Below are 15,297 nucleotides of genomic sequence, written 5' to 3'. Positions count from 1 at the left end.
ATTAAAAACCTACGCTATGTACCCAAACAACCGGCTACTGCCCCTGGCCAGTCTGTTAACTTTATTCGCAGCAGTCATATTCCAGATCGGATGCAGCACCAAGGCGAAAGAAGTGAACCCCGCCTTTGCCCGTTATATCGGTGCATATACAACGGGTATTATCTCCAAACAGAGCGCCATCCGCATTCAGCTGGCGGGAGATGTGAATGTTACGCACGCAGTTAACGAACCTGTTGCGGAAGATGTATTCTCTTTTTCGCCTTCCATCGACGGCAAGGCTTTCTGGGTAGATGCTACCACGCTCGAGTTCAGGCCTGAGAAAAACCTGGAACCGGGTAAGCGCTATACCGGGAAGTTTAAACTGGGTAAAGTAATGTCGGTACCCTCCGACCTTAAAGTATTCGAATTCAATTTTGAAGTCATAAAGCCTTCTTTCGAAGTAGAGCTGCTTGGCCTTAAAACCGCAGGTAACAGCCGGGAGAAGATGCAGTACACCGGTGTTGTACGCACTTCTGATGCAGAAGAAGTGCAGGCCGTGGAGAAACTGGTTACCGCTCAGTACGATGGTCCTAAAACCAGCATCTCCTGGCAGCACGATGTGGCCAACCGCACTTATCGTTTCACCATCGGAAACATTATCCGTAAATCAGTAGCCGCCAAACTCCACATCCTTTGGGATGGCTCACCCATCCGCTCCGATGTTAAAAGCAGCCATGAAGTGGAAGTGCCCGCTATCGGTGATTTTAAAGTACTGGATATACAACCCCGGTACGAACCGGAAGAGCATGTGCTGGTGCAGTTCTCCTGTCCGCTCCTGCCAACACAGCCGCTGGAAGGGCTTATCAGCATCAGCGGCCAGACCGATCTGCGGTATACCATCGAAGGCAGTGAAGTAAAAGTATTCGCTCCCGGAAGGCTCGAAGGGAATTATACCGTAGTAGTGAATGAAGGCATTCAAAGTACTTTCGAAGACCGGCTCGATAAATCTTTCACCGGCGCCGTTAATTTCGAAAACCGTTTACCATCCGTAACCATCCCCGGCAAAGGTGTGATCATGCCGCAAAGCGGGAAGCTCGTAATGCCTTTTGAAGCCGTGGGCCTCAATGCGGTAGACGTAGTGGTGATCCGGATTTATGAAAACAACATCCCCCAATACCTGCAGCGCAACAGCCTCAATGGCGACAACGAGCTGCGCCGCGTGGCAAGCCCGGTAGCAGAGAAAACCATCCGTCTCGATACCGACAAATCGCTCAACCTCCGCCACCGTAACCGCTTCAATTTAGATCTCGAACAGATCATCAAAGCGGAACCAGGCGCCATTTACCGTGTACGCATCGGGTTCAGGAAAGCATATGCACTTTATACCTGTAAAGAAGGAGAAGGCAGCAGTGAAGATGAAAGCACCCGTGAATACTACGGAGAAGAGATTGATGAAGACGATGCTTTCTGGCGCCGCTATGAAGATTATTACCCTTATGGATATAACTGGGATGAAAGGGAATCGCCCTGCACCAACAGTTACTACAACCACAACCGCTGGGCTACCCGAAATATTATTTCATCCAACATCGGCCTCATCGCCAAACGCGGGAACGATAACAGCATGGTGGTAGCCGTTACAGATATCCGCGATGCCAAACCGATTTCTGGTGTAGATCTGAGCCTGCTCGACTATCAGAACCAAGTCATCTTCACCACTAAGAGCGATGGCGACGGCTTCGCGAAGTTTGATCTTAAACGCAAACCTTTCCTCCTCGTAGCCAAGCGCGATAATGAGCGCGGTTACCTCAAGCTGGACGATGGTTCTTCTCTCCCTCTCAGCCGCTTCGATGTGAAAGGGGAAGAAGTGCAGCACGGCATGAAAGGATTCCTGTATGGAGAAAGAGGTGTGTGGCGCCCCGGGGATTCTTTGTTCCTGACCTTCCTGCTGGAGGATAAAGAAGGCAAACTGCCCGCCAATCACCCCGTAACCATGGAGCTGTTTAATCCGAAAGGACAACTCTACAAACGCATCAATCAGCACGTTTCCCTGAACGGGTTCTATAATTTCAATACCGTGACGGATGCCGATGCCCCTACCGGCAGCTGGCTCGCAAAAGTAAAAGTAGGCGGTGCTGAATTCAGAAGGAATGTACGCATCGAAACAGTGAAGCCTAACCGGCTGAAAGTAAAGCTCGACTTCGGCAGTCAGCAGTCGCTCGTGAAAGACCATCAGCCAAAAGGTACCCTCACAGCCGCATGGCTCTTCGGTGCCCCGGCGCAAAGCCTGAAAGCGAAAGTGGATGTATCACTCACCTCATCGCATACTACTTTCCCTAAGTTCGACAGCTATCACTTCGATGATCCGACAGAATCTTTCAGCACAGAAAATAAAACCATCTTCGATGGCAGTCTCAGTGAAGACGGTGCCGCGCCTGTATCTGCCAGCATTCCCGTTGGTGAACGTGCACCCGGTGTGCTGAAAGCGAACTTTGAAGTGAAGGTGTTTGAGCCTGGAGGAGATTTCAGTATCGACCATTTCTCCATGCCTTACCACGTATTTGATTCTTATGTAGGGGTGAGCGCTCCGGAAGGCAACCGCCTCACCGGTATGCTGGTTACCGGTAAAACACATTCCGTAAGCATTGTAAATGTAGACGCTGGTGGGAAGCTCAAAGGCGGCAGCAGCAATGTGGAAGTGCAGCTGTATAAAATCCGCTGGCGCTGGTGGTGGGATGAAAGTGATGATGATATCAGCAACTTTACCAACGATAGTTATAATCAACTGATATCTACCGACCAGGTAACCCTGCATGGCGGTAAAGGCAGCTGGAACCTGCTGGTGCATGAACCATCATGGGGCCGCTACCTCATCCGCGTGAAAGATCTGGAAAGCGGGCACATCACCGGTCAATCTGTGTATATCGACTGGCCGAACTACGAAGAAAGGCTCATGAAGGAAAACCCGACAGAAGCTTCCATGCTCGTGTTCACCGCCAGCAAAACAAAATATAATGTAGGAGAAGATATCGTGCTCACCATCCCCAGCAGCGAAGGCGGCCGCGGGTTGATCAGTATCGAATCCGGCAGCAAGGTGCTGAAAACCGACTGGGTGACTACCGAGAAAGGACAAACGGTGTACCGCTTCAAGGCAGAGCCGAATATGTCGCCCAATATTTATGTGAACGTAAGTCTGCTGCAGCCGCACGCCCAAACGGTGAACGATCTGCCTATCCGTATGTACGGTACTATTCCCGTGCTGGTGGAAGATCCGAATACTATTCTGAAACCGGTGATCGCATTGCCGGAAACATTACGTCCTGAGTCTAACGCTTCCATCTCTGTTTCAGAAGCCGGTGGTAAGCCCATGACATATACCGTAGCCATCGTAGATGAAGGGCTACTGGACCTCACCCGCTTCCGTACCCCGGATGCACACAGTGTGTTCTATGCAAGAGAAGCACTGGGCGTGAAAACATGGGATCTCTTCGATTTCGTGATAGGCGCATGGGGTGGCGATCTGGAAAGGATACTGAGTATTGGTGGAGACGAAGGACTGAACCGCGGCGCCAGCCAGGCTAAAGCCAACCGCTTTAAACCGGTGGTGAAATTCATGGGGCCTTTCTATCTGAAAAAAGGAGAGAAGCAAACACATACCTTCCAGCTGCCGCCTTATATCGGATCGGTAAAAGCCATGGTAGTGGCAGGCCAGGCTGGTGCATATGGTAACGCAGAAAAAACTGCTTCCGTGAAGAAGCCCCTGATGCTGCTGGCTACCGCGCCACGCGTATTAGGCCCCGGAGAAACCATTCAACTGCCGGTAACCGTATTCGGATTGGAGCCGCATGTAAGACAGGCCAATGTGACCCTTACTTCCAATCCGTATTTTGAAGTGGTGGGTGAAGCTACTAAAACAGTGAGCTTCCCGAAACCAGGTGAGCAACTGGTGTATTTCGATGTGAAGATCCGTAACCTCGTAGGCATCGGTAAGTTCAAAGTAGTAGCCACCAGCGGTAAAGAACGTGCGGAAGAAAATGTAGAGCTGGATGTTCGGAATCCCAATCCGTATACTACCAATGTAATCGAGAAAACCATGGAGCCAGGTGGCACATGGAGCGCTCCGTTTGCTCCGGTAGGCATGGCAGGCACCAATACCGGTGTACTGGAAGTATCTACCATTCCCGCACTGAACCTCGAGAAACGCCTGAAATTCCTCATACAATATCCCCACGGCTGTGTGGAACAAACCACCTCCGGCGTGTTCCCGCAACTGGCGCTTAATACCATCATGGACCTTAGCGACAAGCAGAAAGCCGAAGTGGATCAGAATATTAAATCAGGTATTAACCGGTTAAAAGGATTCCAGCTTACAGACGGCGGATTGTCGTACTGGCCCGGAAATACAGATGCCGATGAATGGGGTACCAACTATGCCGGTCACTTCATGATTGAAGCACAGGCTCGTGGTTATACCCTGCCTCCCGGATTCCTGGAAGGATGGCGTAAGTTCCAGAAAAATAAAGCATTGAGCTGGGCGCCAAGTACCACTAATTTCTACGGTGGTGATCTGGTGCAGGCATACCGCCTCTACCTGCTGGCCCTAGCTAAAACGCCTGAGCTGGGAGCCATGAACAGACTGAAAGAATTCCAGTACCTGTCTGTAGCCGCTAAATGGAGACTTGCCGCGGCTTATAAACTGGCAGGACAGGCGGAAGCTGCCAGCGCACTGGTACGTGGCCTCAGCACTACGGTGCAGCCGTATAACCAGCTGGGCGGTACCTTCGGCTCTACCCTCCGCGACAAAGCCATGATCCTCGAAACCCTCACCATCCTGGGGCAGCGCAATACCGCTGCGGGACTGCTGAAGGAAGTAGCTTTCGATCTGGGACAGGAGCAATGGTACAGCACGCAAACCACGGCATATGCACTCATCGCAGTGTCTAAATACTGCGGTACCAATAAGGGCAGCAAAATGGCATTCAGCTACAACCTCAGCGGTGCTGCCGGCAACATCAGTTCTGAATCTTACCTGTCACAGATACCGGTTGCGTTTAAAGGCAGCAACAGTGTAACGGTGCAGAACAAGGGACAGAATGTATTGTACGCCCGCCTGATCCTGCGCGGCCAGCCGGAAGCAGGACAAAATCCGTATGCAGAAAATCAGCCCGATGTTATGACGATGACCGTGCAGTACAACACCCGCACCGGTAAACCTGTCGGCATTGAGCAGCTGAAACAGGGTACAGACTTTGTGGCCACAGTTACCGTCCACAACCCCGGAAAGCGCGGCTATTACGAGCAACTGGCATTGTCGCAGGTATTCCCTTCCGGATGGGAGATCATCAATACCCGCCTGATGGGTAACGACAGTACCCTGCGCATGTCGCCCTACACTTACCGCGATATCCGTGACGACAGGGTGTATACTTATTTCAATCTCGAAGAAAGTAAAACCCATACCTACCAGGTGCTGCTGAATGCGGCATACCTCGGCAGGTACTATCTCCCCGCCACCAGTGTGGAAGCGATGTATGATAATACCATACACGCATTTACGCCGGGCAAATGGATAGAAGTAGTGAAATAATATTTTAGTAAAAATAAACGGAGCCGGCGCGGATACTGCGCCGGCTTTTCTTTCCTTATGTGGACGCGAATTAAAGCCTGGGCATACCGGAGACGATGGAGGCTCACCATAGCAGCAGTGTTGCTGACAGGATATTATTTCCTGCTGCCGCGCCAGCTGTTTACTGCGCCTACATCTTTTGTGATAGAAGATGAAAAGGGCGATCTGATGAATGCCACCATCGCGAAAGACGGGCAGTGGCGCTTCCCCGCAGATAAATCTGTACCGGATAAATTCGCCAAATGCATTGTGGCATACGAGGACAAAAGGTTTTACTACCACTGGGGCGTTGACCCCGGTGCTTTGTTCCGTGCGGTAAAACAGAATATTGGAGGCGGGAAGGTAGTAAGCGGGGCCAGTACCATTACCATGCAGGTGATCCGCCTGCACCGCAACAAGCCCCGCACGCTGTGGCAGAAGATGGTGGAAATGGTGATGGCCACACGCATGGAGTTCCGGTACTCTAAAAAATCCATCCTCGGTTTGTATGCAGGTAATGCACCATTCGGAGGGAACGTAGTGGGGCTCGAAGCAGCATCGTGGAGGTATTACGGGCGTAAGCCGGATCAGTTATCCTGGGCGGAAACCGCTACCCTTGCCGTATTGCCTAACAGTCCTGCGCTGATACACCCCGGCAGGAACCGGCAAAGGTTACTGGATAAGCGGAATGCACTGCTGAACAAGCTTTGGCTAAACGGAACCATCGACAGCAGTACCTGTGCCCTTTCCTGCATGGAGCCATTACCTGATAAGCCACATGCACTTCCCGAACTTGCGCCGCATTTGCTGAGCCGCTTCCGGCAGGAGTACAGGCTCCGCGGAGAAACTGGCAGTACCCGCCTGAAAACAACACTGGATGGCAGCCTGCAGCAAAGCGTCAACGATATCGTGTACCGCCACCACATGCAGCTCAAAGCCAATGGAATCAATAATGCCGCGGCTCTTGTGCTGGATGTGGAAACAGGGCATGCACTGGCTTATGTAGGCAACGTATACCGGCCTGAAGATCCGGAGCTGGAAGCGTATGTAGACATTATACAGGCACCCCGCAGCCCGGGCAGCACACTCAAACCATTACTCTACGCCGGCATGCTGAATGACGGACTGATGCTGCCGCATACGCTCCTGCCGGATGTGCCCACGCATATCTCCGGATACACACCACAGAACTATGATCAGTCGTACGACGGTGGGGTGCCTGCTTCCCGTGCACTGGCCCGTTCACTCAATATCCCCGCAGTTAAAACTTTACAGCAGTACCGCAGCGAGCGCTTCCTGAACCTCATACGCCAGCTCGGTATCAGCACCATGCGCAAGCCTGCAACGTATTACGGCTTGTCAATGATCCTTGGTGGCGGGGAAACTACTTTATGGGAACTGGGCGGTGTGTATGCCAGCATGGCACGCACGCTGCTGCACCAGGAGCAATACGATGGTAAATACGATGCAGACGATTATCATCCGCCGTTATACCGAGCAGATGCAACTCCCCCCGGCCGCCATAGCCTCACACGATTCGGGTTACTGGATGCAGGCGCTATCTGGTATACTTTCAATGCCATGGAAGAAGTGATGCGCCCCGGAGAGGAGATGCTCTGGGAGGCATTTGCCTCATCGAAAAGGATTGCCTGGAAAACAGGCACCAGCTTCGGCTTCCGGGATGGATGGGCTGTGGGTGTTACCCCACAATATGTAGTGGCAGTATGGGTAGGGAATGCCGATGGTGAAGGGCGACCGGGACTTACCGGTGTTTCCGCTGCAGCGCCATTGATGTTCGATATTTTCAGGTTATTACCGAATACACCTCCCTTCCCCGTTCCTGCCGGTCATCTTAAAACGATTACCGTATGCCGCCAGAGCGGTTACAGGGCAGGGGAGTATTGTACCGACCGCGATTCACTGGCGGTGCCCCTTGCAGGATTACGCTCAGCAGTATGTCCCTACCATCAGCTCATTCACCTCGACCCTTCCGGCAAGTACCGGGTTACGGCAGACTGTGAGCAGCCCGACAGGATGCTGCATAAGCCATGGTTCGTGTTGCCTCCAGCCATGGAGTACTTCTACCGCGCCACGCATGCCTACGATCCCCTGCCGCCATATCTCCCCGGTTGCGCAACGCAGGATTTGGGCCGCGCTATGGAACTGATTTATCCGCGTCCCAATGCGAAAATATACGTGCCTGTGGAAATAGACGGTACGTTAGGGGAAACGGTATTTAAGGCCACACATCGCGCTGCCGGTGCAAGAATCTTCTGGCACCTTGATGCGGAATTTGCAGGAGAAACAAGAGACTTCCATCAGCTGTCTATGCGGCCAAAGCCCGGCAAGCATGTGCTGACGGTGGTAGACGAAGAAGGGGAGCAGATAAGGCTGGAGTTTGAGATCCTCGATAAGTCGAAGGCTCAGTAATTGTATTTTTCTTTCCACAACGCTTTCAGATAGCGGCGCAACTCATCTTCCCGTGCATTCTTCCCGGGATCATAGAAGCGGGTGCCGGCAATAGCTTCGGGCAGGTATTCCTGTTCGGAGAAGTTGTTGGCATAATCGTGCGAATAACGGTAGCCCTGTCCATAGCCCTGTTGCTTCATGAGCTTGGTAGGTGCGTTGCGGATGTGCAGGGGAACAGGAAGATCACCGGTTTGCGCCACCACGCTTTGCGCAGTACCGATAGCCATATACGAGGCATTGCTCTTGGGAGATGAAGCGAGGTAGGTGGCACATTGCGAAAGGATAATGCGGGATTCCGGATTACCGATCACATTCACTGCCTGAAAACAACTGTTAGCCAGTAATAATGCATTGGGGTTGGCATTGCCGATATCTTCCGACGCGGAAATAAGCAGCCGCCGTGCAATGAACTTAACATCTTCTCCCCCTGCCAGCATCCTTGCCAGCCAGTATACTGCGCCATTGGGATCGCTGCCGCGGATGGATTTGATGAAAGCGGAAATAATATCGTAATGCTGTTCGCCGGTTTTATCATAAATGGCAACACGCTGCTGGGCAATCTCCATTACTTTCTCGTTGGTAACAACGATGGGTGATTCGTCCTGCAGGGTATCTACCACCAGTTCAAAGAGGTTCAGGAGTTTGCGGGCATCGCCACCGGCTATATTGAAGAGGGCTTCGGTTTCTTTGAGTTCGATAGACTTTTCTGCCAGCCAGGCATCTTTCTGCATGGCAATATGGAGCAGGTTGAGCAGTTCTACAGGGCCGAGTGGTTTCAGTACATACACCTGGCTGCGGGAGAGCAACGCCGCGTTCACTTCGAACGAGGGGTTTTCGGTAGTAGCGCCGATGAGGGTGATGATGCCTTTCTCCACTGCGCCCAGCAGGGCATCCTGTTGGGATTTATTGAAGCGGTGGATCTCGTCAATGAAAAGTACGGCGTGGCGGCTTTTGGCGAGGTCTATCACCTCCCGGATGTCTTTCACACCGGAGGAGATGGCACTGAGGGTATAAAACGGAACCTGGAGGGTATGCGCGATGATATTGGCGATGGTGGTTTTACCTACGCCGGGAGGCCCCCAGAGGATCATGGAAGGTACTTTGCCTGCGGTGATGGCTTTCCGCAGAATACTACCCTGGCCTGTCAGGTGTTCCTGGCCCACAAGATCGTCCAGCGTTTCCGGACGGAGCCTTTCTGCCAATGGTGCGCGCATGATTCAGTGCTTATATGTCGAAAAATTGATCGTTGTTCTCTGCCGTTGCATGCTCCTTTTTCCAATGGTTGAGATAGAAGCTCGACAGCACGCAGTTCACAGCAATTGCCGCGCCATGAATGCCAAGCAGTACCATCCAGATTTTCATGGCACCTATCAGTTGCTCGTTGGAAGCTCCGGTAGCACCCGGTATTTTCTGCTCAGAGAAATTCCGTATCCACTCTTCTTCAGGCACCATCTGCATTTTAATAGCAGTAAACAGGATGTAAACCCCATAAATAAAGGCCAGTACACTCATCAGGATGATCTGGGTAGGGAAGCCGGGTTGCAGCGGTTGCGCCGGGCGGAGGAGGCTCTTTTGCAGCCGGAGGCATAAAACGTTATGCATGATCACCGTACCGAACATTATCAGCATTACCAAAATCGGGGCGAAAGGCAGCACTATGGCGGCCATCAGCATAATCACCGAAAACAGGCCCAATACAATAATATTGCCCCATGTCAAGAATCGAAACAGTCCAAACAGAAAATTCATCCCTTTGCTCTTTATTTAGTCTCTGCAAACCTACGAATTTACCATTTAACACAAACGCCGCGCCCGGATTGACAAATCTTCGATAAATTTAATCATCTAAACCTTGATGCATATGCAATCTATCCACAGCACCGCCAGGCGCTTTACGGCCGGTATACTGCTGTCCCTCGCCGCGGCAGGGCCTGCAGCCGCCCAGAAAGTGCCGGCATTCGATAATTCATCTCTCGATAAGAACATTAAGCCCTGCCACGATTTCGACGGCTTCGCCAACCAGGGCTGGAAAAAGAACAACCCCATCCCCGGGACAGACAGCCGCTGGGGTGCCTTTAACGAACTCGATAAGGCTAACAAGGAAGTTCGCCTCAAATCCATCATCCACGAGATTGCCGGGAAATCCGGACTCGCTAAAGGAACGGAAGAACAGCAGATCTCCGACTACTATGCCTCCTTCCTCGATACCGTTACCATCGAAAAACGCGGTATCTCCCCCCTCAAAACATGGATCGATAAGATCAACAGCACTAAAAATCTCGGCGACTGGGCTAAAGTTACCGGAGAACTCCAGAACATTGGCGTTAGTACCTGGACGGGCTTTGCCGTGGAAGGTGACCTGAAAGACAGTAAGATCAACGCAGTATATGGCGGGCAGGACGGCCTCAGTCTTGGCGAGCGCTCCTACTACGAGCGTACCGATTCCAGCACACAGAACGTACGGAAGGAATTTGTAGCCCACGTAAACAAGATGTTCGCCCTCGCCGGTTTCCCGGAAAAGAACCCCGGCGAAACGATCCTTGCTTTCGAAACCGCCCTTGCCAAACTGCAGCTCACAAACGTGCAGCTCCGCGACCCGGTTAAAACCTACAACAAAATCGGCTATTCGGAGCTGAATACCCTCGCCCCGGAGTTCGACTGGAACGGTTTTACCAAAGTACAGGATATCCATACAGATACACTCGTATTGCAGGATAAGGGGTACATCACCAACGGTGCAAAGCTGCTGAAAGCTACCCCGCTTGCCACGCTCAAAACATGGTCGAAGTTCCAGCTGCTGACTACTTTCGCAGGCTTCCTGCCTAAGAAGTTCGATGATGAAAACTTCCGCTTCTTTGCCACGGTAATGACCGGCAGGAAAGCACAGCGCCCCCGTATCGACCGTGCCATCCGTTCTGCAGATGGAGTGCTGGGCATGCCGCTGGGTAAACTCTTTGCGAAGAAGTATTTCCCCGAGTCCAGCAAACAGAAAGTGTCTGACATGATCGAGAACGTACGTGCCGTATATGGCGAACGTATCGACCAGCTGGCATGGATGAGCCCGGAAACCAAACAGATGGCGCATAAGAAACTGAAAGCCTTCACCTATAAAATCGGCTACCCCGATAACTGGAAAGACTATTCAACCATCGACATCCAGCGCGATAAACTGCTGGAGAATGTAATCAGCACCACCAGATTCCGCACTGCGGAGAAAATAGGTAAGATCGGAAAACCGGTAGACCGCTCAGAATGGCTCATGACACCACAAACGGTGAATGCATATTACAATCCGCTGAACAATGAGATCGTGTTCCCGGCAGGTATCCTGCAGCCGCCTTTCTTTAATCCGGATGCAGACGATGCCATCAACTACGGCGGTATCATCGCAGTAATTGGTCATGAATTCACACATGGTTTCGACGATCAGGGTTCCCAGTTCGATGCAGAAGGTAATCTGCAGAACTGGTGGACGGAAGCCGACCGTAAGAACTTCGATGATCTCGCTAAGCGTTACATCGATTACTTCGGCAGCCTGGAACCCATCCCCGGATTTAAGATCAACGGGGCACTCACGATCGGGGAAAACATCGCTGATCTGGGAGGACTTACACTGGCCTATTACGCCCTGAAGAAATCTTTTGCAGGGAAGCAGGAGCCTGCTGCTATAGACGGGTTCACCTGGCAACAGCGCTTCTTCCTGGGCTGGGCGCAGGTATGGCATGCTAATATCACGGATGCCGCACTCCGCAACCAGATACAGACAGATCCGCATAGCCCGGCCCGGTTCCGAATAAACGGACCCATGCCGCACCTGAAAGAGTTCCACGATGCATGGCATTGTGGCGAAGGGGATGCCATGGTGCTGCCCCAGGCGCAGAGAGTGGTGATCTGGTAAAAAATACATCTAAAGCAATCGAAAAGGGCTGCCTCTAACGGGGTAGCCTTTTTTTATGGTATTTTATCTTTCGTTATGTATATGCATCCATAAGCATGTTAAAATATCGATAATTATAAGCCCGGAGCTTCCAGAGGCTACCCACGTTGCGTACTTCTACGTTTGGGATTTTCGGTATTAATACGCTTTCCTGACTTTCTTTAATTCATGACCTTTGAGACTGGATTTTTATTGGTCTATCCATCGATCCCAAGACCATCGGCCTGTCCACCGTTGTAACCCCAATTCCCCCCTGGAGGCCGGTGCAGGTTCCGTACTACCTGTGCCGGCGCCAACGGTCTCATCACCCGCCCGTAACCTTTTCCCTTCGTTTTAAGCTTTCGAGAGTTTGTTTCCCGCCCGTGCCGGAAACGTTTTTATCCGCGTAAATACTATCAGTAACCGGCAATTAACTGTTATTGCAGGGCAGGGGCTTTGTTATACTTGCAGTAAATTCCTCGGTTATGAAAATGGATATCAGGAAAGCGGTATTGCTGGCCGCCATGGCAATGGGGCCTGTGGCTGCTATCGCACAGCAACCCGGCGAGTTATGGGGGCAGCAGGGCGATGCAGGTAAAAGCGAAAAAACAAAATGGTTCACCGAAGCCAAATTCGGAATGTTTCTCCACTGGGGCCCGTACGCCCACTTCGGCGGAGAGATTCGCGGGAAGCGATACTACGGCATCACCGAATGGATCATGCACCGCGATAAAACACCTGCTGATGAATATGCCCGTCTTTCGCAGGGTTTTAACCCATCAGCCTTTAATGCGGAAGAATGGGTGAATATCGCCAAAGCCTCCGGCATCAAATACATCGTAATCACCTCCAAGCACCACGACGGCTTCGCCATGTTCGATTCCAAAGTATCGGATTTCGATATCGTGGATGCAACTCCCTTTAAGCGCGACCCGCTGAAAGAACTGGCGGCCGCCTGTAAAAAGGCCGGTATCAAACTGGGATTCTATTACTCCCAGTTCCAGGACTGGCACGAGCCTAACGGCGGCGGCAATGGCTGGGATTTCAACAAAGACAAAAAAGATTATAGCTCCTACTACCGCAACAAATCCCTGCCGCAGATCACCGAACTCCTCAGTAACTACGGCGATCTCGGGATCATCTGGTTCGATACGCCCGGTAATATGAGCAAAGAAGAATCCGCAGAATTTATGGCTAAAGTACACCGCCTGCAACCGGGTTGCCTCGTGAGCAGCCGCGTAGGTAACGGACTGGGCGACTTTAAAGATTTCGGGGATGGGGAAGTGCCAACCGGTGTGGTTAAAGGCGCCTGGGAGGCTATTTTTACGCATAACGACAGCTGGGGGTATTCCAGCTTCGACCAGAATTTCAAATCGCCCAAAGAGATCATCCGTTTACTTGCAGAGGTAGCATCGAAAGGCGGAAACCTCATGATGAACATCGGGCCGGATGGCATGGGGCGTATTCCCGGTCCTTCGGAACAATATTTCCGTGAAACAGGCAGGTGGCTCCAAAAGAATGAGGAAGCCATATACGGCACGGGTTATTCACCCATTGCACCGCAGCCATGGGGAGTGATGACAGCGAAACCCGGTAAACTTTATCTGCATGTATTTACCCGCCCGCATAACGGCAGGCTGCTGCTGCCCGCTTTCACAGGTAAGGCCACCAAAGCCCGTTTACTGGACGGAGGCGCACCGTTAAAACTACAGCAATCGGGAACAGACGTATGGGTAACACTGCCGGCCACATTACCTGATGCGCGCAATACCGTGATAGCGCTGGATTACAGTGGAACGCTGGAAGAAAGGCATGATATACCCTTTGTTGCCGGAACCCAATACGAAAGCCTGGCGTTGCCCTCAGAAAGAGCCAGGGCGTATGGAGCCACCGACGTGAAACGGATGACACACAGCTATTACTTCGGAGACTGGAAGCATGCCACCTGCGCAACAAATATGCGTGAGCCGGGAGATAGTATCAGCTACCGCCTCCGCTTCACCGAGCCGGGCGATTACAAGATTACACTGCAGTACGCTGCAGACACCTCGCATAAAAAGCGTGAAGGTATCCTTGAAATGAAACCTCAGGGCGGGGCACAGCAGGATTTTCGCTTCCAGGTGCTGCTGACGGGCAAATACGATTCCCACAAACCCCTGCTGTTTATCGACCAGACAATTGCAGTAGTGAGCGTTAAAGCACCCGGAGAATGGGCACTCCGCATAAGGCCCGATGCAGCGGGTAAGGAGTTATTCCGCCTGCGGCAGGTAATGGTGGAGCCTTTGCAGTAATTATTTTTTAGAAGTCTGTGGCTGGAACACGAAAGTGAGCAGTCCGAGCGAAATATAAATAATCCCGGAGATGTATGCCTCCAGGCGGCGGTACCAGGTGTTTTGCTTCATATATTTTCCAAGGCGGCCTGCCGCGAGGGCATAACTGCCATCGGTGAGGAAAGCCAGGAAGGTGAAGAGCAGGCCGAAGAACAATACCTGGAGGGCTACATTCCCGTTTTCGGGACGGATGAATTGGGGAAGGAAAGCGAAAAAGAAAAGTGCGCATTTAGGATTAAGCACATTTACGACCATGCCCTGCCAGAAAATAGTGGAGAGTGGCTGGGGAGGTGGGGCTTCCTGCTGACCGGTTTGCTTACGGGCATCCGCGATTTTTTTTACACCAAGGTATATGAGATAGGCGGCGCCAAGATATTTGAGGATGGAGAATGCCATGGCGGATGCCATCAGCAGGGCAGATACCCCGAGGGATGCTGCGGCTGCATGAACAAGCGTACCGGCCTGGATGCCGCAAACAGAAACGAGCCCGGCTTTGGTGCCCTGCTCTGTGCTGCGGGTGATTACGTACAGTACGGCAGGGCCGGGAATGATGAGCAAAATCAGTGCGGCGGTAATGAACGCGAGGAGGGTTGTTACGTCGGGCATAATAGAAAGGTTTAGAATAAATTTAAGCTTAATTAGAACTCTGTTTGGAAAATTCTAAATAATTCCTATTTTTGCAACCCCGCAAGGGAACGGTGAGGTGCCTGAGAGGCCGAAAGGACCGGTTTGCTAAACCGGCGTACGGGTCAAACTGTACCGAGGGTTCGAATCCCTCCCTCACCGCAAACTCAACCAGGTTTAACTTGGAGAGTGTTTGAAGGCTCGGGATGTAGCGTAGCCCGGTTATCGCGCCTGCTTTGGGAGCAGGAGGTCGCAAGTTCGAATCTTGCCATCCCGACTAGATAGAATTTGAATTTCCCAAGTTCAAAAAGAAATTAAAACCTGCCTTCCGGCGGGTTTTTTCTTTTATACTACATCCTCCCCCGATTACATGA

General features: G+C 51.9%; 7 protein-coding genes and 2 tRNA genes. 6 read left to right on the top strand and 3 right to left on the bottom strand.

The features are described 5' to 3' along the window. Positions 1-16 precede the first annotated feature (16 nt). Both DEV76_RS02240 and pbpC read left to right on the top strand, forming a co-directional pair. Positions 17-5,566 (top strand): alpha-2-macroglobulin family protein, encoded by a 5,550-nt coding sequence (locus tag DEV76_RS02240; protein ID WP_109694662.1) that lies wholly within the window; start codon positions 17-19, stop codon positions 5,564-5,566. A 57-nt stretch (positions 5,567-5,623) separates the two neighbouring features. Beyond that, positions 5,624-8,014: a penicillin-binding protein 1C gene (gene pbpC / locus DEV76_RS02235; RefSeq protein ID WP_109694659.1), complete on the top strand. Its 2,391-nt coding sequence runs from the start codon at positions 5,624-5,626 to the stop codon at positions 8,012-8,014. On the opposite strand, the gene DEV76_RS02230 is transcribed toward pbpC, so the two are convergent. Then, complete coding sequence (locus tag DEV76_RS02230; RefSeq protein ID WP_109694657.1) at positions 8,008-9,267, bottom strand: replication-associated recombination protein A; 1,260 nt, start codon at positions 9,265-9,267, stop codon at positions 8,008-8,010. The two genes, pbpC and DEV76_RS02230, sit on opposite strands and share 7 nt — an antisense overlap. Positions 9,268-9,277: 10 nt before the next feature. After that, positions 9,278-9,748: a hypothetical protein gene (locus tag DEV76_RS02225; protein ID WP_157962674.1), complete on the bottom strand. Its 471-nt coding sequence runs from the start codon at positions 9,746-9,748 to the stop codon at positions 9,278-9,280. A gap of 166 nt (positions 9,749-9,914) precedes the next feature. Here DEV76_RS02225 and DEV76_RS02220 point away from each other — a divergent pair, with 166 nt between their 5' ends. Together DEV76_RS02220 and DEV76_RS02215 are read left to right on the top strand one after the other, a co-directional pair. Beyond that, positions 9,915-11,951 (top strand): M13 family metallopeptidase, encoded by a 2,037-nt coding sequence (locus DEV76_RS02220; protein WP_232826850.1) that lies wholly within the window; start codon positions 9,915-9,917, stop codon positions 11,949-11,951. Between the two features lie 503 nt (positions 11,952-12,454). After that, complete coding sequence (locus DEV76_RS02215) at positions 12,455-14,260, top strand: alpha-L-fucosidase (protein WP_109694650.1); 1,806 nt, start codon at positions 12,455-12,457, stop codon at positions 14,258-14,260. Here the strand turns inward: DEV76_RS02215 and DEV76_RS02210 are convergent, their stop codons facing one another. Continuing rightward, positions 14,261-14,905, bottom strand: a complete 645-nt coding sequence (locus tag DEV76_RS02210) for a LysE family translocator (RefSeq protein WP_109694648.1) — start codon at positions 14,903-14,905, stop codon at positions 14,261-14,263. It lies immediately after the preceding gene. A gap of 91 nt (positions 14,906-14,996) precedes the next feature. Here DEV76_RS02210 and DEV76_RS02205 point away from each other — a divergent pair. Together DEV76_RS02205 and DEV76_RS02200 are read left to right on the top strand one after the other, a co-directional pair. Then, positions 14,997-15,085, top strand: a tRNA-Ser gene (locus DEV76_RS02205). Between the two features lie 40 nt (positions 15,086-15,125). Beyond that, positions 15,126-15,200: transfer RNA gene (locus tag DEV76_RS02200), tRNA-Pro, on the top strand. Positions 15,201-15,297: the final 97 nt, after the last annotated feature.

Source organism: Chitinophaga deserti (assembly GCF_003149455.1).
In the GTDB taxonomy this organism is placed as follows: domain Bacteria; phylum Bacteroidota; class Bacteroidia; order Chitinophagales; family Chitinophagaceae; genus Chitinophaga; species Chitinophaga deserti.
This window is presented reverse-complemented; position numbering and strand designations above follow the sequence as displayed.

What these genes read in the sequence shown, in the direction of transcription:
- DEV76_RS02220 (WP_232826850.1), top strand. Translation starts at nt 9,915, where the DNA reads ATGCAATCTATCCACAGCACCGCCAGGCGCTTTACGGCCGGTATACTG.
- DEV76_RS02210 (WP_109694648.1), bottom strand. Translation starts at nt 14,905, where the DNA reads ATGCCCGACGTAACAACCCTCCTCGCGTTCATTACCGCCGCACTGATT.
- DEV76_RS02240 (WP_109694662.1), top strand. Translation starts at nt 17, where the DNA reads ATGTACCCAAACAACCGGCTACTGCCCCTGGCCAGTCTGTTAACTTTA.
- pbpC (WP_109694659.1), top strand. Translation starts at nt 5,624, where the DNA reads ATGTGGACGCGAATTAAAGCCTGGGCATACCGGAGACGATGGAGGCTC.
- DEV76_RS02215 (WP_109694650.1), top strand. Translation starts at nt 12,455, where the DNA reads ATGAAAATGGATATCAGGAAAGCGGTATTGCTGGCCGCCATGGCAATG.
- DEV76_RS02230 (WP_109694657.1), bottom strand. Translation starts at nt 9,267, where the DNA reads ATGCGCGCACCATTGGCAGAAAGGCTCCGTCCGGAAACGCTGGACGAT.